General features: G+C 69.1%; 30 protein-coding genes. 13 read left to right on the top strand and 17 right to left on the bottom strand.

Annotated features, from left to right (window positions below; all coding sequences use genetic code 11):
• Positions 1-474 precede the first annotated feature (474 nt).
• Together ABD241_RS08450 and ABD241_RS08455 are read left to right on the top strand one after the other, a co-directional pair.
• The gene (locus ABD241_RS08450; protein WP_344060519.1) at positions 475-2,358 is read left to right on the top strand and encodes a glycoside hydrolase family 31 protein; all 1,884 of its coding nucleotides are present in this window, start codon (positions 475-477) and stop codon (positions 2,356-2,358) included.
• Positions 2,355-4,322: a family 20 glycosylhydrolase gene (locus tag ABD241_RS08455; protein ID WP_344060522.1), complete on the top strand. Its 1,968-nt coding sequence runs from the start codon at positions 2,355-2,357 to the stop codon at positions 4,320-4,322. The genes ABD241_RS08450 and ABD241_RS08455 overlap by 4 nt, the downstream gene beginning before the upstream one ends.
• Here ABD241_RS08455 and ABD241_RS08460 read toward each other — a convergent pair.
• Positions 4,291-5,208 carry a DUF5995 family protein gene (locus ABD241_RS08460; protein WP_344060524.1) on the bottom strand — a complete coding sequence of 306 codons (918 nt, stop codon included), beginning with the start codon at positions 5,206-5,208 and terminating at the stop codon, positions 4,291-4,293. The genes ABD241_RS08455 and ABD241_RS08460 overlap by 32 nt on opposite strands.
• 114 nt (positions 5,209-5,322) lie before the next feature.
• Between ABD241_RS08460 and ABD241_RS08465 the strand changes: the two genes are divergently transcribed.
• Together ABD241_RS08465 and ABD241_RS08470 are read left to right on the top strand one after the other, a co-directional pair.
• Positions 5,323-5,556 carry a hypothetical protein gene (locus ABD241_RS08465; RefSeq protein WP_344060527.1) on the top strand — a complete coding sequence of 78 codons (234 nt, stop codon included), beginning with the start codon at positions 5,323-5,325 and terminating at the stop codon, positions 5,554-5,556.
• Entirely contained in the window at positions 5,532-6,398 is an 867-nt protein-coding gene (locus tag ABD241_RS08470) for a hypothetical protein (RefSeq protein WP_344060530.1), read from the top strand. The genes ABD241_RS08465 and ABD241_RS08470 overlap by 25 nt, the downstream gene beginning before the upstream one ends.
• 44 nt (positions 6,399-6,442) lie before the next feature.
• Here the strand turns inward: ABD241_RS08470 and ABD241_RS08475 are convergent, their stop codons facing one another.
• The 5 genes from ABD241_RS08475 to ABD241_RS08495 all read right to left on the bottom strand — a co-directional run bounded on the left by ABD241_RS08475 (position 6,443) and on the right by ABD241_RS08495 (position 9,917).
• A complete protein-coding gene (locus tag ABD241_RS08475) occupies positions 6,443-6,727 on the bottom strand; it encodes an ASCH domain-containing protein (protein WP_344060533.1) in 285 nt (94 codons plus the stop codon).
• Positions 6,728-7,253: 526 nt separating this feature from the next.
• A complete protein-coding gene (locus tag ABD241_RS08480) occupies positions 7,254-7,655 on the bottom strand; it encodes a hypothetical protein (protein ID WP_344060536.1) in 402 nt (133 codons plus the stop codon).
• 261 nt (positions 7,656-7,916) lie between these two features.
• Positions 7,917-8,579: a Type 1 glutamine amidotransferase-like domain-containing protein gene (locus ABD241_RS08485; RefSeq protein WP_344060539.1), complete on the bottom strand. Its 663-nt coding sequence runs from the start codon at positions 8,577-8,579 to the stop codon at positions 7,917-7,919.
• Between the two features lie 197 nt (positions 8,580-8,776).
• On the bottom strand, positions 8,777-9,178 hold the full coding sequence (locus tag ABD241_RS08490; RefSeq protein WP_344060542.1) for a DUF4760 domain-containing protein: 402 nt from the start codon (positions 9,176-9,178) through the stop codon (positions 8,777-8,779).
• 199 nt (positions 9,179-9,377) lie between these two features.
• Positions 9,378-9,917, bottom strand: a complete 540-nt coding sequence (locus ABD241_RS08495; RefSeq protein ID WP_344060545.1) for a P-loop nucleotide/nucleoside kinase family protein — start codon at positions 9,915-9,917, stop codon at positions 9,378-9,380.
• 124 nt (positions 9,918-10,041) lie between these two features.
• Between ABD241_RS08495 and ABD241_RS08500 the strand changes: the two genes are divergently transcribed.
• A complete protein-coding gene (locus ABD241_RS08500) occupies positions 10,042-10,734 on the top strand; it encodes an aspartate/glutamate racemase family protein (protein ID WP_344060548.1) in 693 nt (230 codons plus the stop codon).
• Positions 10,735-10,824: 90 nt separating this feature from the next.
• Here the strand turns inward: ABD241_RS08500 and ABD241_RS08505 are convergent, their stop codons facing one another.
• The 3 genes from ABD241_RS08505 to ABD241_RS08515 all read right to left on the bottom strand — a co-directional run bounded on the left by ABD241_RS08505 (position 10,825) and on the right by ABD241_RS08515 (position 12,549).
• A complete protein-coding gene (locus tag ABD241_RS08505; RefSeq protein WP_344060551.1) occupies positions 10,825-11,043 on the bottom strand; it encodes a hypothetical protein in 219 nt (72 codons plus the stop codon).
• Between the two features lie 553 nt (positions 11,044-11,596).
• Positions 11,597-12,127 (bottom strand): cupin domain-containing protein, encoded by a 531-nt coding sequence (locus ABD241_RS08510; RefSeq protein WP_344060554.1) that lies wholly within the window; start codon positions 12,125-12,127, stop codon positions 11,597-11,599.
• A gap of 167 nt (positions 12,128-12,294) precedes the next feature.
• Positions 12,295-12,549 carry a Smr/MutS family protein gene (locus tag ABD241_RS08515; RefSeq protein WP_344060557.1) on the bottom strand — a complete coding sequence of 85 codons (255 nt, stop codon included), beginning with the start codon at positions 12,547-12,549 and terminating at the stop codon, positions 12,295-12,297.
• Between the two features lie 109 nt (positions 12,550-12,658).
• Here ABD241_RS08515 and ABD241_RS08520 point away from each other — a divergent pair, with 109 nt between their 5' ends.
• Positions 12,659-13,051, top strand: a complete 393-nt coding sequence (locus ABD241_RS08520; RefSeq protein ID WP_344060560.1) for a nitroreductase family deazaflavin-dependent oxidoreductase — start codon at positions 12,659-12,661, stop codon at positions 13,049-13,051.
• A 53-nt stretch (positions 13,052-13,104) separates the two neighbouring features.
• Positions 13,105-13,464: a VOC family protein gene (locus ABD241_RS08525; protein WP_344060563.1), complete on the top strand. Its 360-nt coding sequence runs from the start codon at positions 13,105-13,107 to the stop codon at positions 13,462-13,464.
• A 49-nt stretch (positions 13,465-13,513) separates the two neighbouring features.
• On the opposite strand, the gene ABD241_RS08530 is transcribed toward ABD241_RS08525, so the two are convergent.
• Positions 13,514-13,837: a DUF309 domain-containing protein gene (locus ABD241_RS08530; protein WP_344060566.1), complete on the bottom strand. Its 324-nt coding sequence runs from the start codon at positions 13,835-13,837 to the stop codon at positions 13,514-13,516.
• A 235-nt stretch (positions 13,838-14,072) separates the two neighbouring features.
• Here ABD241_RS08530 and ABD241_RS08535 point away from each other — a divergent pair, with 235 nt between their 5' ends.
• Both ABD241_RS08535 and ABD241_RS08540 read left to right on the top strand, forming a co-directional pair.
• Complete coding sequence (locus tag ABD241_RS08535; RefSeq protein ID WP_344060569.1) at positions 14,073-14,501, top strand: VOC family protein; 429 nt, start codon at positions 14,073-14,075, stop codon at positions 14,499-14,501.
• A 207-nt stretch (positions 14,502-14,708) separates the two neighbouring features.
• Positions 14,709-15,518, top strand: a complete 810-nt coding sequence (locus ABD241_RS08540) for an LLM class flavin-dependent oxidoreductase (protein WP_344060572.1) — start codon at positions 14,709-14,711, stop codon at positions 15,516-15,518.
• 68 nt (positions 15,519-15,586) lie between these two features.
• Here ABD241_RS08540 and ABD241_RS08545 read toward each other — a convergent pair whose 3' ends face one another.
• The gene (locus tag ABD241_RS08545; RefSeq protein WP_344060575.1) at positions 15,587-16,156 is read right to left on the bottom strand and encodes a dihydrofolate reductase family protein; all 570 of its coding nucleotides are present in this window, start codon (positions 16,154-16,156) and stop codon (positions 15,587-15,589) included.
• Positions 16,157-16,306: 150 nt separating this feature from the next.
• On the bottom strand, positions 16,307-16,996 hold the full coding sequence (locus ABD241_RS08550) for a GOLPH3/VPS74 family protein (RefSeq protein ID WP_344060578.1): 690 nt from the start codon (positions 16,994-16,996) through the stop codon (positions 16,307-16,309).
• Positions 16,997-17,168: 172 nt separating this feature from the next.
• Here ABD241_RS08550 and ABD241_RS08555 point away from each other — a divergent pair, with 172 nt between their 5' ends.
• The gene (locus ABD241_RS08555) at positions 17,169-18,506 is read left to right on the top strand and encodes a cytochrome P450 (RefSeq protein ID WP_344060581.1); all 1,338 of its coding nucleotides are present in this window, start codon (positions 17,169-17,171) and stop codon (positions 18,504-18,506) included.
• Positions 18,507-18,509: 3 nt separating this feature from the next.
• Here ABD241_RS08555 and ABD241_RS08560 read toward each other — a convergent pair whose 3' ends face one another.
• The 3 genes from ABD241_RS08560 to ABD241_RS08570 form a co-directional block, all read right to left on the bottom strand.
• Positions 18,510-18,770 (bottom strand): hypothetical protein, encoded by a 261-nt coding sequence (locus tag ABD241_RS08560; RefSeq protein WP_344060584.1) that lies wholly within the window; start codon positions 18,768-18,770, stop codon positions 18,510-18,512.
• A 164-nt stretch (positions 18,771-18,934) separates the two neighbouring features.
• Positions 18,935-20,767: a GMC family oxidoreductase gene (locus ABD241_RS08565; protein WP_344060586.1), complete on the bottom strand. Its 1,833-nt coding sequence runs from the start codon at positions 20,765-20,767 to the stop codon at positions 18,935-18,937.
• A 102-nt stretch (positions 20,768-20,869) separates the two neighbouring features.
• Positions 20,870-21,775: an alkaline phosphatase family protein gene (locus ABD241_RS08570; protein WP_344060588.1), complete on the bottom strand. Its 906-nt coding sequence runs from the start codon at positions 21,773-21,775 to the stop codon at positions 20,870-20,872.
• Positions 21,776-21,975: 200 nt separating this feature from the next.
• Here ABD241_RS08570 and ABD241_RS08575 point away from each other — a divergent pair, with 200 nt between their 5' ends.
• The gene (locus ABD241_RS08575) at positions 21,976-22,617 is read left to right on the top strand and encodes a ribonuclease H family protein (protein ID WP_344060591.1); all 642 of its coding nucleotides are present in this window, start codon (positions 21,976-21,978) and stop codon (positions 22,615-22,617) included.
• A 69-nt stretch (positions 22,618-22,686) separates the two neighbouring features.
• Here ABD241_RS08575 and ABD241_RS08580 read toward each other — a convergent pair whose 3' ends face one another.
• Together ABD241_RS08580 and ABD241_RS08585 are read right to left on the bottom strand one after the other, a co-directional pair.
• Positions 22,687-23,046, bottom strand: coding sequence for a hypothetical protein (locus tag ABD241_RS08580; protein ID WP_344060594.1), 360 nt, complete (start codon positions 23,044-23,046; stop codon positions 22,687-22,689).
• An 86-nt stretch (positions 23,047-23,132) separates the two neighbouring features.
• Positions 23,133-23,804, bottom strand: a complete 672-nt coding sequence (locus ABD241_RS08585) for an MBL fold metallo-hydrolase (RefSeq protein WP_344060597.1) — start codon at positions 23,802-23,804, stop codon at positions 23,133-23,135.
• Positions 23,805-23,939: 135 nt separating this feature from the next.
• Here ABD241_RS08585 and ABD241_RS08590 point away from each other — a divergent pair, with 135 nt between their 5' ends.
• Both ABD241_RS08590 and ABD241_RS08595 read left to right on the top strand, forming a co-directional pair.
• Entirely contained in the window at positions 23,940-24,338 is a 399-nt protein-coding gene (locus tag ABD241_RS08590; RefSeq protein ID WP_344060600.1) for a nitroreductase family deazaflavin-dependent oxidoreductase, read from the top strand.
• A 69-nt stretch (positions 24,339-24,407) separates the two neighbouring features.
• The gene (locus tag ABD241_RS08595) at positions 24,408-24,824 is read left to right on the top strand and encodes a VOC family protein (RefSeq protein WP_344060602.1); all 417 of its coding nucleotides are present in this window, start codon (positions 24,408-24,410) and stop codon (positions 24,822-24,824) included.
• The last annotated feature ends 13 nt before the right edge of the window (positions 24,825-24,837 follow it).

A 24,837-nucleotide genomic window follows, 5' to 3' on the forward strand; every position in this document is an offset into this window, starting at 1 on the left:
GAGGCAGGCATGTCACTAATTTGCGTGATCATGCGCGCTTGAGGTCGACATCAAGCAGAAATGTGCAGTCAAAGCCTTGACCGTGGAGTAAGCGGCTGCCTAATGTCGCAGCACCGTTCCATCCGAAATGTCGTTTTTCGACGCGTCCTTGGCCGCGACGTCGCCCTCGCTCCGCGACCAGCTCTCCCACCCGTCGCGCGCGTGGCGCGCCTCCCCAAGGAACGTTCCATGACAAGAAATCGCACCCCCGGAAGGACCCCGCAATCTTGGGCGACGCCTCGCACCTGGGTCGTGACCGCTGTTGGGGTGGCGGCCCTGTGCCTCGCTCCCGCGCTGTCCGCGGCCAGTACCGCAACGGCCGCGCCCGCGCGATCCGCATCACCGCAATTTGCGGCGTCGAAGGACGAACTCCGTCTCCGAGTTCCTGCATCCAGCGGCGCACCCGGCTACCGGTTGGACATCCAACGTGCACCGTTGCGCATCACGACGGTGCGCGACGGGCACACCGTGCTGCAGACTGCCAGTGCCGCAGTAGGTTTCACGACCGCAGCAGGCCCGGGATCGGCCACGAACGTCACCGATGCGCGCTGGCATGACGGAGTCCTCGACCTGACGCTGGCCACAACTGTGCCGGGCGACACGGTGAACTACCGGATCACCCCCTCAGCCGACCGGTACCGCGTCACCTGGTCCGTCACAGGAACGAGCGCCGCCACCCAAGTGGCCGCCCGCTACGACCTGGCCTCCGCCGGCCACTGGTACGGCCAAGGGGAGGCGCAGACGCCCGACGGCGGCCCCTACACCCGCCAGCCGTGGCCGCTCGACTCCGGCACTGTCCACGACGACGCGATGGCCCCCGCCGAGTACCTCATGACCGACCCGTTCTGGTTCACCGAGCGGGGCACCGGGCTGTGGGTCGACACCCATAACGTCATGGACGTCTCCATGAACTCCGAACAGCACGGCGTCTTCGGCTACGCGATCAAGGACGCGAACTCGATGGACGACACGGTGTTCGTCGAGCGCAATGCCCGGGACGTGTACCGCGACTACATCGGGATCACCGGTACACCCACCAAGAGCGACGCCACCCCGGCTGAGTTCCGGACACCGCTGTTCAACACATGGGCCCAGAACTACACGGCCGTCTCCCAGCAGTCGGTAATGGACTACGCCAAGGGCCTGCACAGCGCCGGGATCCCGCTGCACGCGATCCAGATCGACGATGGCTGGTCGACCCGCTACGGCGACTTCGACTTCAACACCAAATTCCCGGACCCCAAGGGCCTCTCCCAGCAAATCCACTCCATGGGCTACGACTTCGGCCTCTGGGTGACGTTGTGGATCAACAACGACGCCAAGAACTACGCCTACGCTGCCGACCACGGCTACCTGCTGAAGTCCAAGACGGACCCGACCAAGCCGTGCAGCGTCACCTGGTGGAACGGCACAGCCGGCATCGTCGACCTGGGCAACCCGGCAGCCAAGGCCTGGTACATCGCGCAGCTGAAGAACCTGCAGAGCACCTACGGCGTCGACGGCTTCAAGTTCGACACCCGCTTCTTCGACGAGTCCTGCGCCACCTACCCCGGCTACAGCGCCCTCGACTACATCAAACTCGGCGCCCAGGTCACCGGCCTGTTCGACCAGCAGGGCGCGGGCGTACGCCTCTCGTGGACCGGTTCACAGAAGTACGGCTTCGTCATACGCGAGGTCGACAAGGGCACCGGATGGAACTCCCTCCAAGCCGGCGTCGCCCAAGCCATGGCGATCAGCACGATCGGCTACCCGTTCGTCGAGACCGACATGATCGGCGGCTCGCTCGGGCAGCCACCGGCAACCAAGGACGTGCTGGTCCGGTGGGCGCAGGCAGCCTCCCTCATGCCACTCATGTACTCCTCCACTTCACCACTGGGCGTGAGCAACGCCAGCGGCAGCCAGACCTACGACGCCCAGACCGCGCAGCTGTACGCCGACGCCGTACGCCTCCACCAGACGCTGGCCCCGTACATCGACACACAGGTGAACCGCGCCGTCCGCACCGGGGAGCCCATCATGAAGCCGCTGTTCTTCGACTTCCCGAACGACCACGCTTCCTACACGGTGGACGACGAGTGGCTGCTCGGCGACGCCCTGCTCGCGGCGCCAATACTCACGACCGGCACGAGCCGCAACATCCACCTGCCGGCCGGCAGTTGGTACGACGTGCTGCGCCATCGGGTCGTGCACGCCGGGGCGCGGGGTGTCACGCTCGCCGATTACCAGGCCAGCCTCGCCCAGACCCCCATGTTCGTGCGGCTCGGGACCGGCTCGTCGCCGCGCCTGATGCAGGCGATGACTCAGCGGGGCCACCAGTGAGCGCGCTGACACGGGCGCTCGCCGCAACGGCCGCCGCGGGCCTGGGCCTCTCGCTCGTGGCCGCGCCGGTGGTCGCTCAAGAAGCGAATCGCACCGCACCGAGCGCCGCTTCCCCACGGGCCGCGGCGCCGGCCGTCCTCCCAAGCCTGCGCCAGTGGACGGGCCGGCCCGGCAGCTTCGAGCTGACACCCAAGTCCCGCATCGTCGTCGAGTCGAACGCGTTGCAAGCCACGGCCACGACCCTCCGCGACGACTTGGAGCTCGAGACCGGACACCGACTTCGAGTGCTGAGGGGGAGAGCTCACGCGGGGGACATCGTGCTCACGCTGGACCCCGACACCAGCCTGGGTGCTGAGGGCTACCGGGTCGACTCCGGCCAGGAGCTGAAAATCAGCGCGCCCACCGATACCGGCGTCTTCTACGGCACCCAGACCGTCGAACAGATCCTCAAAGCCGACCCACACCGAACGCGGGTACCGCACGGCTCAGCGAGCGACTGGCCGAATTTCGGTGAGCGCGCTCAGATGCTTGACGTCGGGCGGAAGTACTACCCGATCTCCTACCTGCGCTCGCAAATCCGCACGATGGCGTGGGAGAAACTCAACACCTTCCACCTGCACCTGAGCGACTGGGAGGGCTTCCGCATCGACCTGCCACAGTTCCCCGGGCTGGCCGCTGCCGAGTCTTACACCCCGGCGCAGCTAAAGGACCTGCAGGCCTACGCCAACCGGTACCACGTCACGATCATCCCCGAGGTCGACCTGCCCTCACACGCCACCGCTTTCACGCACTGGGACCCGACTCTGCGGTTCAGCTGTCACTCGCTGGACTACAGCCACTGGCCAGGGGCGCAATACGGGGGCTGGGTCATGAACATCACCACTCCGCATACCCGCGCCTTCGTTCATGACCTGCTCGCCGCGGTGATCCCGATCTTCGACAGCAAGGTGTTCCACATCGGCGGGGACGAATATCCGTATGACGCCGACCAGGCGGCCTGCCCGGAACTCGTGGCCTACCAGCATCAGCGCGGCTTCACCTACACCGGTGACGTGTTCACCGACTTCTTCAACTCGCTCGACGAGCAGGTCCGGTCCTACGGCAAGACGACCGAGATGTGGGAGTGGTGGGACTTCAACAACCAGAAGACCAGCATCCAGCCGAACAAGGACATCATCATTGACTCGTGGGTCAACAACGACCCGAGCGGATTGGCGGCGCAGGGTTACCGCGTCGTCGGGACGCCCGAGCAGACGCTGTACGTCAGCGCGGGTTTCGGGCAGAAGCCCGGCGACTACGGCTACGTCGACCTTCAGAACGTCTACGAGAACTACCCGTTCGAACACCCGGCCGGCGTGCTGGGCTACAGAGTCAGCCGCTGGTCCGACAAGGCCGAGACGCAGTCCCCGCAGTGGCTGGACTTCTTCGCCCGTCGCCCGCTCCAAATTCTCGCAGAACGCACCTGGGGCGGCCCACGCTCTTCATCGGTGTGGCAGTTCTTCGGCCGGGCCGACGCGATTGGCGACCCTCCACCCTCCCAACTCACCGGCCTCTCCAAGTCCGCAATCTCGGTTACGTCGCTGGACGGCGCCGCAGCTGGTGAGGCGCGCGCCATGCTCGACAACAACCCCTACACCAAAGTCAGTACAACAGGGGCACTCCCTCAAGGGATGACCCTCGACCTCGGCGTTCCGACCCGTCTAGCAGGGCTGCGCTACGAGCCCCCGCAGGATGGAACCACGGCCGGGCGCATTGCGGGCTATCGCATTGAGGTCGCCTCCAGCCCCGGCCGCTGGCGCCTTGCAGCGACCGGAACCTTCAACGGCGACCAGACCGAACAAGAGGTCGACTTCGCGCCGACCCATGCGCGCTGGCTGCGCCTGATCGCTCTGTCGACGTCCGACGGCGGAAACACCGTGAGCACCGCCGAGCTCACCCCGCTGCAAGCGCCATCATCGCCCTGACACACCCAGCACGACGGTACCCGCCGATCTCCGGACCGGCGGGTACCGCTGTAAGTGCTGGGCACCTCGGCAGGCCTCTGACGTTGGGCCCCTTGTCGCCGGTGCTCAGGCCGCTGGCGGCAACGTGACGCCGAACCCTGCGACGGCGAGACGCAGCAGGACCTGTCCGGGGACAAGCAGGTCGGCAACCCGGGCGGCGCTGAGCACCTCGAGCTCGGCGAGCCGCGCAACGTACGCCCTCGGTACCGGCGAGCCGCGCACGCTGCAGCTCGGCGGTGTTATGCCACACCTTCCGGCGCGCCTCGGCCAGGAACCGTCGCGACGCCGCCCGGTTGGCCGGCAGCAGGACGCGGTCGAGCAGCGTCCGTCCGGACCTCGTGGCGAGCTCGGAGTCCTCGGCAGCAACGCGAGCGGCGAGCACGGCGTCGATGCGCTCGTGGTCCCTCCGGCGGCGGGCCAGCAGGTGAGGGTCTTCGAAATCGGCGTCGTCGATGACGGCGAGCAGGGCCTGCGGCAGGTCGTAGTTGATGTGGGCGTTGACGCCGACGAGGACGTTGCGCAGGGCAGGCAGGCCCGCAGCCACGCCGAACGCGAGGCGCCAAGGGCGGGACACCGCCCCGGCCCCGGCGAGGTCGGCGTCGAGCGCCTCGAGGTAGAGATCGGCGAAGACCACATCCCACCGTTCCGCCCACCCCGGGTCCTCGAACCTCGCATCCTCGACGGCGCGCCCCACCGCGAGCGTCGTGCGTCGGTAGGTGGCGAGGAAGTCACGCTGCGCCGAACGGTCCGCGCCGGTGAGCGACCCGAGCCGTCCGAGACGTTCAAGCCGTTCGTCCATGGCAGCCACGACGTCGGCGACGGTGCGCCTGTCCCCGGATCCGCTCATGTCCAGAACTCCCTCACCGGGACGAGTAACCGCCCCTATTCTGGAGCCAGCAGCGCGGAGCGTCAGCGGGTTCCGTAGACGCTCCACCTCGCGTCCCTCGGGCGAGGAGACCTCATGTATGACGCGTCCGCTCATGGCCCGCGGTCGTTCGACCCGGTCGCCCTAGGGCACCACGAGACCGACGCCTGGGCCGCCTACTACTGCCACGAGTGGGACCTGTCCGACCGGTGGGTCTCGGGCGGGTGCGACCGGGCCGACCCGCTCCTGGCCGCCGAGCGGCGCGCGCTCGTTGCCAGCTGCAGCTCCCTGCTCGACACAGTTGCATGGGTCGGGGACCGTCGGTCGTGACCGCGGCGGCACTTCCCACCCGTGCCCGGCCGGAACGCGACGACCGGGTGCTCCGCCCGACGCGAGTCCTCGCCTGGGGCATCACTCCCTTCCTCGCGGCCGGAGTCGTGCTGCTCTACGGCTTCCCGGCCGACACCGGCCGGCTCTTCGCCTGGCCCGTCTCCCCGCCCATCACGGCAATGGTGCTCGCCTCGGCCTATCTCGGCGGCATCTGGTTCTTCGTCCGCACCGCCCGAGTGCCGCGCTGGGCGCTGGTGTCCGCGGGGCTGCCCGCCGTGACGGTCTTCGCAGCGCTGCTGGGTGTCGCGACCGTCGTGCACTGGGACCGCTTCACCCACGCACATCCCGCGTTCTGGGTCTGGGCCGGGCTCTACTTCCTCGCCCCACCCCTCGTCGCCCTCGTCTGGGTCGTCAACGCCCGCGTCGCGGCACCCGCCCGCGACGACGAGCGACGCGTGGAGCCGATGACGCGCGGCGTCATCGGGTATGGCGGCGCGGCCTCGGTGCTGCTCGGTGTGCTGCTCTGGAGCCTCCCCCAGACGATGTCCCGGATCTGGCCCTGGTCGCTGACGCCACTGACCGCGCGCGTCATCGGCGCCGTCTTCTGCCTCGGCTGCGCTGGGCTCGTCGCCTTCACCGACGCTCGCTGGATCCGGGTTCGAGTGCTCGTCGAGGCCGAGACCGTCATGGTCGCCGCGATGCTCCTGGCGCTGCTGCGCGGCCGGGCCGAGCTGCACCCCGAGCGGCCGCTGACGTGGGTGCTGCTCACCGGCATGTTGGCGGCCCTGGCGGGCTCGGCCCGCCTGCTGTACGCGATGTCCCGACGTGACCCGCCTCGTTGAGGTGCGGGCACGAGCACGGGCCCGCGTCACACCGCCGCCTGTAGCTACACGACGTGGAACTCGACTCGGTGGACAAGGGTGTTGTCGCCGATCGGCCCGGCGTGGGCCGCGCGGTCCCGAAGAGACTCGCGATCGGCCTCGCCTGATGCGGCAACGTCGTCGTCGGTCACGGCCGAGAAAGGCAGCACCTCGATGGAGTCGATCTCGATGACGACGCCGGCAGTCCGGTAGCGGCCTCCCTCCTTGACCTGCGGCCTGCTCCAGAGCCTGATCGAGACCGTGACCTCGCCGCCGGCAACGCGCTCGCGAAGGTCTCGGCTGAACATCATCCCAACACGCTAGGTCCGCCTCCATGCGCGCGTCGATGTAGCCCCCTCCACCGCGATCCGGGCTAGCGCTTACAGCTTTCCGACGTGACGACGCGCTTGCTCCAGGTCGGCATCCATCTCGACCCCGGCTTCAAGGGTCTCTTGGGGCGGCAGGAGCTTCTCGGACACCGGCTGGACCCCCTCGGCTCCATAGGGCAACGGACGGCCCGAAGCGTCGCGAGGCCTCGCCTGGCGAGCGCTGCGTGGGCCTGCGGTGTCCCGGTCACGATGAGGTCCCGTCATACGGCCAGCCTTCCAACAGGCGGCAGCATCCGACGGCGTCACGGGGACGGCGCCGCTTGGCGCGGGAGTGGGAGGCGCCGCCAACGCCACCTCTCGGGCGGCGCGCTGCCGCTGTCCTTGGTGGTCGGGGGCCTTCGGCGGCGGGCCGCGCATTCCACGCGAGACGGCGGCCGATCCAATCACTCAACGGGAAGGGGTGACCCACGCGGGGGCATGCCCCAGCGCGGGTCACCACCCACGGCAGTCACCGAGTGGCAGCTCTGATGGCGGCAACAATCGCGGCGACAAGGAGCCCGAGGAGCAGCAGCACCACCACCACCGGGGCCAGCAGCAGGGTCAGCAGCAGGACCAGCACCGCGACCACCCTGAGCGGGACACTGGCTCCCGCCCACGCGCCCTTCATCGCCGCCCACACAGGGTTCTTGCCCAGCAGGTGAGCCTTCAGGCCCTCGAGGGCGGCTCTCCCGGCCGCTCCCTCGGAGGCCGTGTACTCCTCGATCCTGCGAATCCAACGATCGACCTTGTGCGAGAGCTTGGCAGCCGCGGCCTGCACTGCCGCCTCCACGAGGCGTCCGAGGGCGGGTGCCAGAGCAGAGGAGACGGGGGCGCGCTCGACCGAGTCGCCTGCGACCTCTGATGTCGTCATGCCGCCACCCCCTCAGTTCAGAGGATCCCTCGGTGGGGTTCGCTGCTCTCGTCCACGGTATCCCGTCCAACCGCTGCCAAGGCGAGGTGAAGCTCCGATCTCATGCGGGGCCTCAGCCCGGCAAGAAGTGGCGGCGCTGTATGCCGCATGGTCGGACAAACGTCCTCCGCGCGGCAGATGGAGACCTGCCACCGACACGACCTGCGCGCGTGACCGCCACGTCGATCGATCGCGGGGTGGTCGCTGGGAGCTGTCTCAGAGCTACAGCCCGAACGTGTGCCACTCGCCTTCGGAAACCACCTCGACAGAGTCGCCGATGACCTTGATGGCGGTCTGCTCGTCGATGGCATAGGCCGGGCCGCCGATGTCAGCGGCCCACCGCTCCGCGTCCGCAAGGGTGTTCGTCGGGAAGGCGTTCAGGTGAGGGAAGATCGCGAACTCGACGAACCCCAAGGTCCGATCGTCACTGGCCGCCGGCCAGCTGACGAAGTCCGAGCCGATTCGCGGTGCCATGACCATGCTCCCGGCGCTCACTCCGACCCAGGTCGTCTCGGTCAGGGAGGACAGGTGGTCGACCAGGCCGGATTGCCGCAGCCAGTGACACAAGTACGTGGCATCGCCGCCGTCAACGAGCAGAACGTCGGCCTCCCGGATCCAGTCGACCCATCTCTCCGTGTCGATGGTGGGCAGGGCGGTGAGCTCGAGCACGCCCACGGACTTCCACCCCAGGGAGGTCATGGCGTCTCCTGGGCCCTCGCCACTGACGAAGCTGCGCACCGACCGCGGCCCGCACATGGCATGCCCCCATTGCGCGGTCGGGATGCAGAGCGCGGAAGACTCGGAGATCGGCTTTCCCAACATGCCGACGAGCGCATCGCGGATGGTTGCGTTCCTCACGCCGCCTGAGGTGAGAAGCAGCTTCATCGCGGGGCTCCTTGGCGTAGCCGGGACTGTGGGGTAACGGACGGGCCGGTGAAGCCGCCCCGGGTGTCGATGGGTGTTGACACCGTACACACAGACCTTGCCACCGTGGGCGCATGAGCACGCACAGGTTCGGCTTGGCGGATGCGTCACCCTCTGGGGGCCTGGCCCCCTCGACTCGCTTTCCGGAGGCTATCCGTTCAGCCCTGCCGCGTAGCCAGAGCCTCGAAGTTCTCGTAGAGCTCAGGGACGCCGTGCTTCTCGCGCAGCTTCACGGCGGCTGGGCCCACCCGGGTCCATAGCCCTGAGACCCAGAGCCAGTCCAGGACCAGGTCGGTGTCCAGGAGTCCGTTCTTGGTGAGCGTGCCAACGGTCTCGCCCCAGGTCAGGATTCGAGATACGAGAACGTCCTCGGCGGAGGCCGTTTCGGGGTCGAAGGTGTCGCTCCACACTGCGTGCTGCGCTTCCTCGATGCCCATCGTGGAGCCCCACTGTGCGAGCTGCACGAGCAGGATTGCGTCTTCCCGATTCGCCACGTCACGTCTCCTGTCCGGACATCTGCCCTGGACCTTGATGGTGCTGTTGGCGACGTTACTCGCCACCCTGTGAAACCGGAGGGGCTTTGCCCGGGACCGTGTTTGGCTCCAGCGACCATTGAGGCAACGTCAGGACCCCAGACCGAGCTGTCGCGATGCCGTCCGCGCCTGAGCTCTGACAGGATTTGGCAGCGTCACATCGCCGCGTGGCGGACACATGGGGATACCGGAGGTGCCGATGAGGCGCAGGGTCGGGCGTCTGACGTCAGGGGATCGCCGGAGTCCATCGATGCCTGCGCCACTCATCCCAGGTGGCGAATCCTGCGGGTGGGTCGTCGACAGGTTCACTACCGTCCAGTTCCCCTGGTGTCGGGATGCTGATGATGGCAGCCCACCTGGCGAGTTCCTCGTCGGACATGGGCCACGTGGTGTGGGGCTCGTTGGCATGGCGCCGGTCAAGTCGTTGCCGTTGCTCGGCGGGCGTGAGTTCGAAATAGCGCATCTCCACCGCCGCACCACGGTCGGTTGCGGCCGCTCGTAGAGCGGAGCGCTCGTCTCGGCCCCAAAGGCCGAAATCAATCACGACGTTGATGCCGAGCTGGAGAGCGCGCAGCCCGATCTCGATGAGACGTCCTTCGACCACGTCCGAGGCCGACGGTGGGTTCGCGAGCCCGTACAGGGCCTTCATCCACTCGTCCTTCGTGAGGCGAAGAGCGTTCTTCTCCATCTCTATCCGCCGCGCCTCTGTGGTCTTCCCCGTGCCTGGCAGTCCTACGGTCAGGAAGAGCGTTGGTCGCGCCGTCATCACTGATCCCTTCGAGGTGTCGCTTCATCGTCGTCGACGTCCATTCCAGCCGCGAGTCGCGCGGGGTGCATCGCCTCCCCGGGACCTTCGCTTCCTGGGCATTCCCCTTCGGTAGCGTCGCACCATGCGGAAGATCGGGCTGCTTGGCGGCATGAGCTGGGAGAGCTCCGCTCTCTATTACCAGTTGATCAACGAGGGCGTTCGTGCTCGTCTCGGTGGTCTGCATTCGGCCGCGTGCGTGATGGCTTCACTCGACTTCGCAGCCATCGAAGAGATGCAATCCGCCGGCGACTGGGCCCGCGCCGGCGACGTCCTGGCACAGGAGGCGCGCGGGCTGGTCGCCGCTGGAGCAGAGTGCCTGGTCCTGTGCACCAACACCATGCACAAGGTGGCATCCGACATCGAGAGTGCGGTCGAGGTGCCGCTCCTGCACCTGGTGGATGTCACTGCCGACGCCATCCGCACGTCGGGTCTGGAACGAGTGGCCCTGCTCGGAACCCGCTTCACCATGGAAGAGCCGTTCTATCGGGAGCGAATGATGCTTCGCGAGGTCGAGACCCTGGTGCCCGACGCCGGTGAGCGAAGGATCGTCGACGAGGTGATCTACAACGAGTTGGTGCTCGGGGTCGTCAAGGATGATTCGCGAGCTCAATACCGAAAGATCATCGAACGCCTCGCGCAGGCGGGAGCGCAAGGCGTCATCTTGGGATGCACCGAGATCGAGCTCCTTGTCAGTCCGCAGGACTCACCCATTCCGGTCTTCGCCTCGACGGCGCTTCACGCTCGAGCCGCCGTTGACTTCGCCCTAGCCGACTGACTTCGCAGGCAACGACCTCACTGAGGACAGACGCTGCTTACCGTGCTGCCCGCATCGAGAGCGCATGGGACCAAGGAGCGGGGGCTCGGTCTAGTCGGGCCGCTTCGCGCGACCGACGGCCGAAAAGGCCTCGTAGACAAGGAAGGCCGGCCACGCGAAGCCCTTGAGGATGCCGATCGCGCGGTCACCGTTCGTGTCCGCTGTCCTCCAGTAGTAGACCCAGGCGCCGATCATCCCCAGCCCGTACACCGGCTGGCCACCGTTCGGCTGGCCGCCTCGGCGCTTCACGTCCTGGCCCTTCTCACCCATGTCACCAAGCGTAGGAGCACGTGGCTCTGGCGTCAGGCCGTCTGCGGCGTCACAGCGCCGCTGACGGGCTGGTACGCCACACCCACCTGCGTACGGACGTAGTTGGGCGGCCGGTGCCGGAGGCTTTCGGCCGCTGGAAGCGAGCTTCGATCCGAGCCCATCGGCTCTTGCGGCCGAGGCGACTACTTCGACGTGGGGCGCTGCACCTGCGCGGAGTGGGGGCGTCGACGGTGACGACGGGCCGCCCAGCGGGCTGCTTCGTTGGCAGCGGCCGCCGCGGCGACGGTCAGGGTCAGTGCCGTAAGGGCGAGGTCCCCCTTGTTGTGGTCCCGTACACGCATACCCCCAACGTGCCGAGCTGCAAAACGCGATAGGACCCGGTGGATTGACTCTGGCATGTCCGCCGCGATCCGCCAGGTCAGCGACATTCGGGCAAGGCGCATCCAACCGAACCCTGTCGGCGCGGACAGCGCCGTCGGTCGGGTCTGGCTTCACCTGGGACTGCCACCAGACCGCACGGCCCCGGAAAGCATCGGCCCGCCGCGAGCAGGCCCTACGAACCAGAGCGGTGCAGCAGTCTGTCTGTGGTGGCCAGCACCCGGAAGGCAGCCCGTTGCAGGGGCACGGGCGGCCCCGCCAAGTACATGTCGTGAGCGAGACCGAGTCGGGCCGTGACCGGGAGCGAGGGCATGCCCTTGGAGTTCACGCGTCCTTCGCGGGCGAGACGGAAGAACTCATCGAAGAACTGCTCGATGCCGTCGCCTGGTGTGAAAGTGATGCGCACCCTGGCGGCGGCGCCACCGTGCGGAGCCCACGCGTGCGGGTTGCCAGCAGGCACGACGACGGTCTCACCGGGACCCCGCACCGACTCCTCGCCTCGACATCGCAGCAGGATGCGGCCGTCGAGGACCTGGAACTTCTCCTCTTGGGAGCGATGGATGTGCTCGGCCGCCAAGAACGCTGTGGGGCTCAGCTCGAGGTCCAGCTCGGCGAGCGCGCCGCCGGTCTGTTCGCTCGTCCGCACGAACGTGATGCGCTCCCCGGTGACCGGGTTCTCAATCACATCACCGACGTCGACCATCATCGGAACGTAACAGAGCCTGGCCCGGCACATCCCAGATGTGCTGAATTCCGTGCCCCGCGAGCGCTACGCCGGGAAGAGAAGCCGACGGTGGCATAGGCAATCGCGAGGAGGGACCCGGCTACCGTCGAGCCGCATCATCGATCTCAGGCTAGCCCGCGACGTCGTGGCTACTTCCACCTGAAGTGGACGAAGACGCGACCGAAGTTGTCGGAGTCCTTCTCGACCCGGTGATAGAAGGCCTTGATGTCCTTGCGGTCCAGGAAGCGCAGCACCCGCTTCTTGAGCTGACCGGAGCCCTTCCCCGGGATGATCTCCACCAAGGGCGCCTTCTTCTCGACGGCCTCGTCGATGATGGCCTTGAGGGCTCGCTCGATCTCGTCCCCGCGGTTGTAGATGTCGTGCAGGTCGAGTTTGAGCTTCACCACGCCATCCTCCGCCTAAGACGTCGGCAGCGCCGCGTCACGTCCCGGCGCTCGGTCGAGTACGGCTTGATCCGGGCAAGAGGGTCGCTTCATGGATCATGCTCGTCCTGTGAGTGAATCCATCCCAGCAGCGTTGCACCACAGCCAGATCATCGACCTCACGACGACCGGCCGTCGGAGCGGCCAGCCTCGACGCATCGAGATCTTCCTGCACTACGACGATGGGCAGCTGTTCATCACGGGCATGCCTCGGAGCGACCGAACGCGTGACTGGATCCGCAACATAGAGGCCGACCCGCACGTCGTGATCCACCTGAAGCAGTCAGCGGTCGTCGACGTGAACGCGACGGCGCGAGTGGTGACCGACCCGGACGAGCGACGACCGTACATCGAGGCCGCCGCCAGGCGCTGGCGTCGTACCGACATACCGGAGATGTTGGAGCACAGTCCGCTGATCGTGCTCACGGTCGAGGACCACGCCGACCACCAGCCCGACCAGTAGAGGATCTGCGAACAATGCCGTTGAGCGACTTCCCCGTCAGAGCGTCAGTCGCGGTGTCCCACATAGGGCGGGCCATCGCGTTCTACGAAGGCCGACTGGGCCTGGAACCGCTGACGTCCGGCCCCAGCGCCGCCATCCCGGACGGCAGCCGCGTCTACGGATCCGGCGGTGGCCCCGCCCTCAACGTCTACCAGTCCGCGACGGCTGGGCAGTCACGGGCCACCTTGGCCACCTGGTACGTCGATGATATAGACCAGGTGGTTGACGAGCTCGCCGCGGCCGGCGTCGAGCTCGTCCGCTACGACGCGTACGACCACGACGCCAGAGGGATCACCCCGCGCGCCGGTGGCGGTCGCATCGCCTGGATCCAGGATCCTGACGGCAACACCTTCGCCATCGAGGCCGACACCTGAGCCGCACCCCGGGCCACACGCTTCCATCCGCCGCGAGCCGGGCCGAGGCTCACAGCCTCCCGACGTGATGTCGCGCCTGCTCCACGAGGGCGTCCACGTCGAGCCCGTAGGCCCAACCTCCGCTCCGGGCAAAAGCGGCCAGCCGTTCCGCGGCGCGGTCGAAGAGTCGATCGGCTCCGACCTGGTTCCCGCGGGCGGCGTGGGTCATGGCAACACACACCTGCGCCAGCCCCTGCCACAGATCCCTCTCCTCGGCCGGCCCGGCCTTCCACCGCGCCTCCAGCACCTCGTGGGCAGAGAACGGCCGTCCGGCCCTCACGAGCTGCCGGGCTGCCTCGAGGGTCTCGTCCGGAGGGAGGGGCTCCTCCGACACCGGCTCGACACCCTCAGCCCCATAGGGCAGCGGACGGCCCAAGGCGTCGCGAGGCCTTGCCTGGCGGGCGCGGCCTGCGGCGTCCCGGTCACGATCAGGTTCCGTCATGGCGACCAGTCTCCCAACACGCGGCACAGCTGGCGGTGCCGGCGACGCGAGGCAGACTGGTCTTCTTCCTCTCGCCCCATCGACGACCCGGTCGTCAGTCACTCGACCGTGGTGACAGGAGCCCCGCATGCGAGCACAGATCTTCTTCATCACGCTGGCTGTCGAGGACCTCGACCGCGCCCTCGGCTTCTACCGAGACGGGTTGGGCTGGCCGACCGAGGGCGTGGTGGGCGGCGAGTTCCACGACGAGGTCACCGGCGCCGACGGGACCATCGCCTTCATCACCCTCGAGGGTGGCCAGAAGCTCGGCCTCTACGAACGTGCGAACCTGGCCAAGGACGCCAGCCTGCCTCTCGGCCACCCCAGCTCGACGGAGTTCAGTCTCGGCATCCCGGCGACATCTCGGGAAGAGGTCGACGCGATGCTCGACCAGGCCCGCCGGGCAGGCGGGACCCTGCCCGCCCCGGCCCACCTGCGACCCTTCGGCGTGTACTCCGGCTACTTCACCGATCCCGACGGGCACCTCTTCGAGGTCGCCTGGGACACCAACGCATAGCACGCCGACCCACGGGCTGGACCCACGGCATACCGCCCCGACCCGGGCCGGCAGCGGCTGCGCGTCTCGCTCCTCCCAAGGAACCGCAAAGAGCCCGTCCCGGTCCGCGACACGGCATCGTCGATCCCGGCTCACGCCGTTCGTTGTATGCCTGAGAGGCGGAACGTCGGACGGTGCCGACGTCCTACGGGTGAACGGAGTCCCAGGATGAGCAGACCTTTCCGATTCGGGGTCGTCGCCCCGCTGCTCACCGACGTGCCGACGTGGCGCAACTTCGTGGGCCGTATCGCCGACAGCGGCTATTCCACCCTCCTGATGCCCGATGTGCCGCAGTGGCAGCCCGCCCCGGCCCCGGCACTGGCGGTCGCAGCTGCCCAGACAGGTCTCCGTGTCGGCACCTGGGTCTACGCCTCACCCCTGCGCCCCGCCTGGAGCACCGCCTGGGAGGCGCACTCTATGACCGTGCTCACCGAGGGCCGCTTCGAGATGGGCATCGGTACCGGACGCCCCGGGATCGAGGACGAACTCCGACAGCTCGGTATGCCGGTCGCGTCACCGGGCGAGCGACTGACCCAGGTGCGTCAGACCTTGGCGACCTTGCGGAATCTGGACGGCCCAGACGTCCACACGCCGGTCGTCATGGCCGTCCGCGGGCCGAAAGCGCGAGCGCTGGCACTGGAGGCCGCCGACACCGTCACCATCGCGGCGCTGGCGAGCGACAGTCGTGCCGCGGTCGCCGCCATGGCCACCGACCTCCTCGCCGAGCGTGACATCGAGCTGGCGCTGCACGTGCCGGTCGTAGGCGACACCGTCGCACCCTTCATGGCATCCGCGCGAGAGACCGACCCCACCGCACTGCGCGAAGCCGACTCGCTGGCGGTCCTGCCCAAGGACCCAGCGGCTGCTGCCGAAGAGATCCACCGGCGGCGCGAGGAGATCGGCTACTCCTACTTCGTGATCGGGGCAGGGTCCGCAGAGCTGTTGGCCCCGGTGGTCGCCGAGCTCAGCGGTCACTAGCCCCGCTGCAGCTTGCGTGTCGCCGCGTGCCCTCCCGAAGCGAAGCCGGCCAAGGCTGGACGCGGCCCTCAGGGAGTGATGGGTGGGGCGTCCAGCACCTTCGGCACGTACTCGACCAGCTGGATCCGACCGTCGAACGTCCGGCTGTCCACCATGTCGAGCGCAACGTCCGGATACCCGTCGTAGATGCGCTCCCGCCCCGTGGCCCCGGTGATGACGGGGAAGATGACGACCCTGAACCGGTCGACGAGTCCGGCCGTGAGCAGGGATCGCGACAGCGCCAGGCTCCCGATGGTGCGCATCGACCGGTCGCCGTCCTGCCTCATCTTCCGCACGGACTCGACCGCGTCGCCGGCCACCAGGGTCGAGTTCTTCCACTCGAGCGGCTCGGTCAGCGTGCTGGAGAAGACGACCTTGGTCATGCCGGTGAGCACATCCGTCCCCGGCTCACGGTCCTTCGTGAAGGCGTACATGAGTCGGTACGTGTTGGCTCCCATCAGGATGGCGTAGTCCCTCTCCGGGTTCTCATCCAGCCAGGCGAGGTACTCAGGGCCCTGCAGGCCCCACCATCCGGGCCAGCCCTCGGCGGACGCGTAACCGTCGAGCGACGTGATGAAGTCGACCACCAGCTCAGCCATCTCGGCCCCTTTCATGCATCCCAGTCAGCTCGTACTCGTGCCACCGCCGCCGCGCGATGGTGAGTCCGTCGAAAGCCGTCAGAACCACGCTCCCGACGCCTGGAGCCCACGGACGACTGCGGACCTTCCCGCAGCGACGCCGTGACCAGCCTAGGAGCCGGGGCCTCCGCCGACGACGACGGCCGAAACGCTCGCGGCGATGATGGCGGCCATCATGCTGTCGACGGCGGAGCGGACCGCGGCAGCGGCCCAGTCCCCCTCCGCGATCCGGCTCGCGCTCGAGGTCAGCTCCCGCTTCGAGAGCCCGATCGCCCTCGGATCCACCACCTCGTGGACGACGTCCAACGCCGACAGCAGCGCGGTGAGGGCGCCGGTCCGAGCATCCGTGGTCTCGCCATGTCGCAGTGCCGAGTAGAGCGCGGCGCGCACCACCGCTTCGTGAGTGGCGTCCTGCGTGGGCCAGTGATGAGTCGGGACGACGCCGAGGATCCTGCCCTCCTCCGCGCGAAGGACGCCACCCGCTGCAAGACGCTCGTAGAGCCGGCCGCGCGTGCCCTTGCCCAGTGCGGTCACGACGCTCTGGGGCTTCCTGCCCTCCCTGCTCCTGACTGTCGTCAGGGCGTGGTCGAGCACCTCGTCTCCGGTGGCGCCGGCGTCTCGGACGACGAGGCGGCCCGCGGGCACGTGCTCGTCCGGGCCGGCGACGTCGACACGTTGCATGAGCGTCAGCTCCATGAGCAGGGCTCCGCCGAGCGCGATGTCGACCAGGGTGCTGGAGGCAGCCAGCTTCCCCGTGTCGTCATCGGTGAGCAGCAGCAAGAGATCCTCGGCGATCAGCATGCTTCGATGCTCCGTCGTCCCGGCGGAACCCCATAGGGCCGTTGGACCCTCCCCTGCCGGTCACCCGCGCGGCGGCGACGCAGTCAGCTGGGTCAGCGGGCGTGCGGACAGTCGAGATGTTCCCGGCGGTCGCCGCGCCACACCCCACGCGAGGCAAGATGGGAGGACAGCCGTGAACCAGGAGGCCGGCCTGACTCAGCTCACCCCTACGCCGCAGGCCCGCGCAGCCCTGCGCTGGTCGCTGGGTCACGCCCTGCCCCGCACCGCGCTCAAGCGGGCGGCCAACGAGGGTGACCTCCACGGCCGCATGTTCCTGGCCACCCACTCACCCGACCAGGCAGCGATCGAGCCGGTCCTGGACGAGCTGCGTGCACACGCCCCGTTCTACCGGGGCAGGTTCGCCTGGGTGACCGCGGACCATGCCGCGGCGCGAGCCGTGCTGTCCAACCCGGATGCCGGCGCCCGGCGCGTTCCGGTGGACAGGGGAAGCTCCCTTGCTCGGCTGCAGGTGTGGGCCATGCAGGACGCGCCGCTCGGACCCCTCACCCCACCCTCCTTGCTGGTGACCGAGCCGCCGGACCACACCCGCTACCGCAAGCTCGTGTCGCGGGTCTTCAGCGCGCGGGCCGTCGAGAAGCTGCGCGGCCGCACCCAGCAGATCGCCACCGAGCTCCTCGACCAGATCGACGCGAGAAGCCCGGTCGACCTCATGGCGACGTACTGCAGCCTCCTGCCGGTCACCGTGATCGCGGAGATCCTCGGTGTCCCGGAGCGTGACCGCGACAAGGTGCTCAGGTTGGGGGCCGCGGCCGCGCCCAGCCTCGACCTCGGGCTCTCGTGGACGACGTTCCGGCACGTCGAGTCCGCGCTGCGCGAGTTCGATCAGTGGCTGGGGCAGCACCTCGAGGACCTGCGTCGACAGCCGGGCGACGACCTGCTCAGTCAGCTCGTCGCCGCCCAGGAGGACGGCGTCGGCCTCACCGACGTCGAGCTGAGGTCCACCGCCGGGCTGGTGCTTGCGGCCGGCTTCGAGACCACCGTCAACCTGCTCGGTAACGGCGTCGCGCTGCTCGCGAGCAACCCCGAGCAGCGCAGGCTGCTCACCGAGCACGACGACCTCTGGCCCAACGCTGTCGAGGAGGTCTTGCGGGTCGACCCGCCGGTGCTCCTCACCGGACGCGTGGCGATGGCCGACACCGAGGTCGCCGGCGTCCCGATGCGGCGCGGAGCCGTGATGGTGGCGCTGCTGGCCGGCGCGAACCGCGATCCCCGGGTCTTCCCGGAGCCGGACACGTTCGACGTGACGCGGCACAACGCCCGCGACCATCTCTCCTTCTCCGCCGGTCGGCACTTCTGCCTCGGGGCGGCGCTGGCCCGGATGGAGGGCGAGGTCGGGCTGCGGACACTGTTCGAGCGCTACCCCGAGCCACGGGTGGAGAACGGCGCCGTACGCCGGAGCACCCGCATCCTGCGCGGCTACGAACGCCTTCCCGTGACGCTCGACCCCTGACGCTCAGGTCTCGACGTAGACGACGATGGTGTCGGGGTGCACGCCGTCGTAGCGCATGGCTTCCGCGCCGGCCTCGCTCTCCATCACCGCCTGGAAGGCAGCCATGTCGGCCACCTCCATGCTGAGCCCGACCTGGTTGGGGCGGTTCGGGTCGACGAAGGTGTGGATGTCGGTCGCGACGGACCCGAAGACCTCCTCACGTTTCGGGGAGGCACTCCAATGAGCGACGTCGTCGACTTCGTGGGTGGCGATCAGCCTGGGCATCCGGTGTCCTTCAGTCGTTGAAGTGGTCCACGGAGTGCGGATCTCCTTCAGGCTACGTTCGGGCGAACACCCGCATCACGGCTCGGCCGTTTTCACAGCGCGGCGCCCAGCTGGGCACGCCCGACTTCACCCGGGAACGACGTGTACGCCCGCCTGCCGAGCCCTCAGCCCACCATCTCGTGGAGCCGGACCCCGTGGTCCGAGGCGATCATCTCGGCGGCCTTCTCGCCGATCATGATGGCCGCGGCGTTGGTGTTACCGCTGACGACGTTCGGCATCACGCTCGCATCAGCCACACGAAGGGCCTGTATGCCGTGCACCCGCAGCCGCGGGTCGACGACGTCACCGATCCGGCAGGTCGACGTCTCGTGGTAGACGGTCAGCGCGTAGTGGCGGGCCAGGTCCTCCAGCAGCGCGTCGCTCGGTTCGGAGCCGGCCTCGTGGCCGTGGGCCTGCGCCAGGTGCGGCGGGATGACGGGATCACCCAGGCCACCGCCGGGCCACGCCTTCGCGATCTCGAGGGCCTTGCGCATCACGGCGACCATGACCGACACGTCGTGCGGGTCGTCGAAGTAGTTCAGGTCGATCCGCGGAGGGACGGCCGGGTCCGCGCTGGCCAGCGTCACCGAACCCTCGGAGTGCGGCTGCACGGGGTTGGGCAGCACGACCACCTGACCGCGGGTCGGGTCGAGGAACGTCTCCGGGTCCTCGAAGAACGCCGCTGGCGGGAGCCGGAAGACGCTCTCCCAGATCGGCGGCGAGTAGCCGGTGGCGAGGAAGCCGATCTGGGCGTCGTGGGTGTGCTCGTCGCCCAGCCCGGTCGAGAAGAACGCGACGGCGTCGTAGAGGGAGGACGACGCGAGTCCCCGGCCGGTGGTGAACCACTCGCCGATGCGGCGCTCGGCCTCGGCCTTGGCGGCGGCAAGCGCCTCCGGGAGGTCGGCGTCCTCGGCCGGGTCGGCCGGGAGCGGCCCGGCCGGGGCCCGCAGCGCATCCGGCCCCAGGGACAGGGCGACCTCGGTCATCGTCTCGCCGATGCCGTCGGCGGCGAACATCAGGGGTGTGTGGAGGTGGTCCTTGAGGTGACGCCCGACGTCCGGGAGGTCGACGACGCATACGACCCCGACAGCCTCGAGCTCGTCGCGAGCGCCGACCCCGGAGAGCAGCAGCAGGTGCGGCGACCCGATGGCGCCCGCGCAGAGCACCACCTCGGTGCCCGCGGTCACCTCCTCGCGGGTGCCGTTCTCGGTGCGGTAGGCGACCCCGGTGGCCCGGACCGCCTCGCCGTCCGCCTCGAGCAGGACCCGCTCGACGAGCGCGCCGGTGATGACGGTCAGGTTCGGCCGGTCCATCGCAGGTTCGAGGTACGCGTGGAAGGTCGAGCTGCGCCGGCCGTCCTTCGTCGTCGTCTGGAAGAGCGAGGCCACCCCGTCGGGGTCGAGACGGTCGCGACCGTTGTAGTCACCCTGCTTGAGGCCCGCCGCGCCGGCCGCCTCGACGAACTGGTTCGAGGCGCGCAGGACCGGCTGGCGCACGGACACCCCGACCGGGCCGTCGTAGCCGTGCCTGTCGCGGTCGGGGTGCAGCTCGGGGCTGTCCACGAAGCCCTCGGCCTTGAGGAAGTAGGGCAGGACCTCGTCATAGGACCAGCCCTCGGCGCCCCCGGCCGCCCAGGAATCGAAGTCGCCGGGGTGCCCGCGGACGTATGCCATGTAGTTGAGTCCCGAGGAGCCGCCGAGCATCTTGCCGCGGGGCACCATCATCCGGCCGCCGACCAGGCCCTTCCCGACCCCACCCGGATCGCCGTTGAACATCCAGTCGGTCACCGGGTCGTTCTGCAGGCTCGCGACCGCGGCCGGCACCAGCTCCGCGGGCGGCGGCGGGCCGCCGGCCTCGAGCAGGCACACGCGGACGTCCGGGTCCTCGGTCAATCGGGCGGCGACCACGGCGCCGGCCGACCCCGCCCCCACGATCACGTAGTCGTACGTCGAGCCCATCGCTACCACCTCTTCGTGGCGCCTCGCCGGGCGGCGGGGACGGTATCGCCACGGAACCACACTCCCGAAGGGCAGACAAGGGACGGGTCGAGGTCCCCGCGCTCAGCGGCCGGAGAGCTCCAGTCCGAATGCCGTGGCCATCGAGGGAGCAGAGCGGGCCTCACCGAGCGGCTCCGCCCCGAGGACCTCGCTGTAGAGGCGCGCGAGCGAGTAGTGGGTCAGCGGCGTCGTGACGACGGCGCCGTGCATGGACGGGTGGGCCACGGCGGTCAGGACGAGGTTGTCCTGGTGGTGGTCGTCCTCGTCGGCGGTGACCACGATGGCGAGATGCCCGGCCCTCCAGTCCGGACCGGCCATCACCATCCCGATCTGGGTGCGGAGCCAGCCGTCGGCGACCGCGAGATCGCAGTCGTGGGCGTCGTTGCACAGGTCCGGGACCACCATGCCGGCGTTGGGCAGCCGCCCGTCGGCCACGTCCTTGCCCAGCTCGGTGATCGGGACGTCGTACTTCTCGCAGGAGGAGCGCTCGGTGAGGTGGTAGGCCCACGGGTTGTGCTTGACGGCATACTGCCCGGAGTTCTCCGTCGCGCAGTTGCCGGGCATCCCCTCGGCATACAGCTTCGCCGTCTTGCCCAGCGACAGCGCCTGCCCGAACACCGACGGCTGGTCGGTCGTGTGGCTGGAGGGCGGGTCGTCGTCGGTGATGCCGAACGTGCTGCCGCCGGTCATCGCCAGGTAGTTGGGCAGCGAGGGGTGCGTCACTGCCTGGTAGCTCGTCGCGACAGCGAACTGCTTCCCCAGTGCCGCCGTGTACGGCATCGCCTCACGCATCTGGTCCAGCGAGTGGTTCTCGACGACGAACACCAGCAGCTTGGTCACGTTCGCCGGCTGCACCGTGGCGAAGGTGTCGGGCGCGGAGGGCTCAGGCGCCGCGGGCTGCCCCACGCCGCAGCCGCCGAGCACCAGGAGCGCCGCGGCGACCATCGACCCGGCCACCTTGTTCGACACGAGTCCTCCAAGGCCTGAAACGGAGTGCCGCGCCGACCGTACCTCCGTGGAGTCGTCGTGGGCCGGGATACGGCCACCTCGGGTCCGACTACCCTCGGATCCGCCGCCCGGCCGGGCGGACCGCCCAGACGACCGCCCACGTGGCTGACGTCGACCGAGCTCCGAGGAGAACCGTGCTGGCCAAGTTTCCGGGACGCTGCATGCGCTGTCAGTCGCCGATCCGGGCAGGGGACGAGATCGTCGGCGCCGGCGGCACCGACACCGGGTGGGTGCACGCCGACTGCGGGAGCGAGCTCGCGCTCCCGGGCCTGGGCGCGGCGCAACCGGCGGCGTCCGGCGCGCCGCCGAGCCAGGCCAGGGGCAAGGGCAGGGGCAGGGGCAAGGCCACGACACCGAAGCCGGCGATGATCGCCCCCGACGGTGCGACGTTCGTCTACACCGACGGCGCGTGCTCGGGAAACCCCGGCCCCGGCGGCTGGGCCTGGGCGATCGACCGGGACCGCTTCGCGTCCGGCTCGGAACGACCGAGCACCAACCAGCGGATGGAGATCCGCGCGGCGCTGGAGGCGGTCACCGCGCTTCCCGGCCCGCTGGTGGTGGTGAGCGACTCGACGTATGTCGTGAACTGCTTCCGCGACCAGTGGTGGGACGGCTGGCTCAAGCGCGGCTGGACCACCTCGGCGAAGAAGCCGGTGGCGAACCGCGACCTGTGGGAGCCGCTCGTCATGACAGTCAAGGAGCGCGGCGACGTCGCCTTCCAGTGGGTCAAGGGCCACTCGGGCCACGAGATGAACGACCTCGTCGACGAGCTCGCCGTGGCGGCCAGTCTCCGCCGGGACTAGGGCGCTCCCCACCGCGTCGGGAGCGGTGTCCGCGCGGACCGGGGCCCTGCCCATCGAGGGACCGGCCGCTCACTCCGCCTTGCCCGGGGCGGCGGCAGACCCGGTCGTCGAGGCAAGGAGGCGTCGCGCTCGACGACCGAGGTCGCTCAGATCGACCCGACCCTCTTCGGCGGCGGCCGCCAGGCGCGCGGCCAGGTCCAGGGCCTCGTCGAGCTCCGGGCCGACCACGGCAGCCTCCTGGCCCATGTCTCGAAGGATGGTGGCCTCGGTCCTCGAGGCGATCAAGGGATCGGAGATGCCGTCGATCCAGACCCTGGTGCGGCGGCCGTCACCGCGTTCCTCGCCGGTGATCCGCTCCAGGGCGAAGATGCGATCCGCGCGGGCGAACGTGCCGAACCCCAGAGCCACCATCCGAGTGTCTGACGCCACGCTCACATCTTGGCACCCGGGACCCACCGATCGGCTCCGCTCCGGCTCGTGAGGCCTCCGCCGGTTCGCCCACGCCCATCCGCGCTTCAGGCACCCGGCCCGCTCGACGGGCGCCACGGCTCGTGCTGGTGCGCGAGCCAGACCTCTCGAGGCTCGAGTGCCCGGATCAGCCGCTGGCCTTCGGTGCGTGGATCGTCGAGCTCGTCGAAGAAGACAGCCGAGTCACCGGCGATGACGACCGGTCGGCCGCCCGTCTCGACGACCACGACCTGCGAGCCGCGGATGTGACCCGGCGTCGCAACGAGCCGGACGCCCGGCAGCAGCTCGAGCGTGCCGTCCACGGGCACGTACTGCACGCCGGGAGCGTCGACCCACTCGCGGATCGTGTAGTCGTCCTCGCTGCGCGCGTCGTCCAGCTCCACGCGCTGCACGTAGACCGGCTTCCCGGCGAAGAGGTGGTTGCCGCCGCAGTGGTCGAAGTGCAGGTGCGTGTTGACGACGACGTCGATCCCGGCCAGGTCGAAGTCGGGCTGCTCGCTCAGCGGAGTGAGCTGGGGATCCATGTCCTCCACCGCCGGGTGCAGCTGCGTCAGGCCGGTGTCGACGAGCACGCGTCCCATGGGGTGGTCGATGACGTGGACGTAGACCGGCATCCGCTGGCCCTCCGGGAGCAGCTCGGCGACGAGCACCGGCGTGATGGTCGGGGCCGAGGCGCCGCCGCCCGGTCCCTCGCTCTTCTCGGTTCGTGGATCACCCATGGGCGAGAGTCTGGTGCACCGGAGCCGGCCGGCGGTGAAAACGCGGCAGGTCGTTGCCGCCCATGCCCTCGCTGGATCCGGACTCGGTCGGCTCGAGGGCTCTCCCACCGGCCGCCGAGGGCGCACGATGGAGAGATGACCACCGGCGCGAAGCGGCCTCCCGCGGCCGCGCGAAGGTTCAACCAGCTCGCCGTCAAGGCGGCGGGCTCCAGGTTCATCCCGCTCTGGGCTGCCGTCGAGCACCGGGGCCGTCGGAGCGGGCGGACGTACACGACACCCGTGGCAATTGCCGCCTCCACACCAGACGCCCTGTACATCGGTCTGCCCTGGGGTCCAGGCACCGACTGGGTGCGCAACCTGCTGGCAGCAGGCCGTGGCACGGTGCGCTGGAAGGGGGTGTCGTATGCCGTGAGCGAGCCGACGATCGTCGGCAGCGCGGAGGCGCTGGCCGCCGCCAAGACGCTGCCGCGCCTGATGATGTCGCGATGGAAGCTCGAGCACTTCCTGCGGCTGCACCGAGACCGCGTCGCCTGACTGTCGCAGGGGGTCTCGGCCTTCTAGGGTGACTCCGTGCTCATGAACCGGTCGGCGCCGCATGCGCGTGTGACTCCTGTCCTGACCGTGTCCGACGTCCGGGCGGCCGTGGCCTGGTACACCGAGGTTCTCGGGTTCGTCGAGCACGTCCGCATCGGCGAGGGGCATCGCGCGCAGCTCGGCCTGCCGGACGCGCCGGCGGCCGAGCTGGTCCTGTCCGAGGTCCGCCCCGGTCGGCGGACGCCGGAACGTGAACGGTCCCACCAGGTGATGCTCAAGGTCGCCGACGTCGCCGCCCTCGTCGAGACGGCCGTGGCGCGCGGAGCCGTCCTCGTCGACCCGCCGCACGACTGGGAGTACGGCGAGCGTCAGGCCACGATCGACGACCCGTTCGGGCACCAGTGGGTGCTCAACCAGACCCTGGTCGACGTCGCACCGGAGACGTGGGGCGGCCAGACCGTGACGCCACGTCCACCCTCCCCCTAGCCCCTCCCCGAGC

The sequence above is a fragment of the Terrabacter lapilli genome, assembly GCF_039531305.1.
GTDB lineage: Bacteria > Actinomycetota > Actinomycetes > Actinomycetales > Dermatophilaceae > Terrabacter > Terrabacter lapilli.

Excerpts from the sequence above, each read along its gene's own strand:
- ABD241_RS08565 (WP_344060586.1), bottom strand. The coding sequence starts at position 20,767 with ATGGGCTCGACGTACGACTACGTGATCGTGGGGGCGGGGTCGGCCGGC.
- ABD241_RS08560 (WP_344060584.1), bottom strand. The coding sequence starts at position 18,770 with ATGCCCAGGCTGATCGCCACCCACGAAGTCGACGACGTCGCTCATTGG.
- ABD241_RS08500 (WP_344060548.1), top strand. The coding sequence starts at position 10,042 with ATGCGGAAGATCGGGCTGCTTGGCGGCATGAGCTGGGAGAGCTCCGCT.
- ABD241_RS08495 (WP_344060545.1), bottom strand. The coding sequence starts at position 9,917 with ATGACGGCGCGACCAACGCTCTTCCTGACCGTAGGACTGCCAGGCACG.
- ABD241_RS08550 (WP_344060578.1), bottom strand. The coding sequence starts at position 16,996 with ATGCTGATCGCCGAGGATCTCTTGCTGCTGCTCACCGATGACGACACG.
- ABD241_RS08575 (WP_344060591.1), top strand. The coding sequence starts at position 21,976 with ATGCGCTGTCAGTCGCCGATCCGGGCAGGGGACGAGATCGTCGGCGCC.
- ABD241_RS08470 (WP_344060530.1), top strand. The coding sequence starts at position 5,532 with ATGGGTCGGGGACCGTCGGTCGTGACCGCGGCGGCACTTCCCACCCGT.
- ABD241_RS08505 (WP_344060551.1), bottom strand. The coding sequence starts at position 11,043 with ATGGGTGAGAAGGGCCAGGACGTGAAGCGCCGAGGCGGCCAGCCGAAC.
- ABD241_RS08545 (WP_344060575.1), bottom strand. The coding sequence starts at position 16,156 with ATGGCTGAGCTGGTGGTCGACTTCATCACGTCGCTCGACGGTTACGCG.
- ABD241_RS08465 (WP_344060527.1), top strand. The coding sequence starts at position 5,323 with ATGTATGACGCGTCCGCTCATGGCCCGCGGTCGTTCGACCCGGTCGCC.
- ABD241_RS08540 (WP_344060572.1), top strand. The coding sequence starts at position 14,709 with ATGAGCAGACCTTTCCGATTCGGGGTCGTCGCCCCGCTGCTCACCGAC.
- ABD241_RS08585 (WP_344060597.1), bottom strand. The coding sequence starts at position 23,804 with ATGGGTGATCCACGAACCGAGAAGAGCGAGGGACCGGGCGGCGGCGCC.
- ABD241_RS08480 (WP_344060536.1), bottom strand. The coding sequence starts at position 7,655 with ATGACGACATCAGAGGTCGCAGGCGACTCGGTCGAGCGCGCCCCCGTC.
- ABD241_RS08590 (WP_344060600.1), top strand. The coding sequence starts at position 23,940 with ATGACCACCGGCGCGAAGCGGCCTCCCGCGGCCGCGCGAAGGTTCAAC.
- ABD241_RS08510 (WP_344060554.1), bottom strand. The coding sequence starts at position 12,127 with ATGATGGTCGACGTCGGTGATGTGATTGAGAACCCGGTCACCGGGGAG.
- ABD241_RS08535 (WP_344060569.1), top strand. The coding sequence starts at position 14,073 with ATGCGAGCACAGATCTTCTTCATCACGCTGGCTGTCGAGGACCTCGAC.
- ABD241_RS08485 (WP_344060539.1), bottom strand. The coding sequence starts at position 8,579 with ATGAAGCTGCTTCTCACCTCAGGCGGCGTGAGGAACGCAACCATCCGC.
- ABD241_RS08460 (WP_344060524.1), bottom strand. The coding sequence starts at position 5,208 with ATGAGCGGATCCGGGGACAGGCGCACCGTCGCCGACGTCGTGGCTGCC.
- ABD241_RS08475 (WP_344060533.1), bottom strand. The coding sequence starts at position 6,727 with ATGATGTTCAGCCGAGACCTTCGCGAGCGCGTTGCCGGCGGCGAGGTC.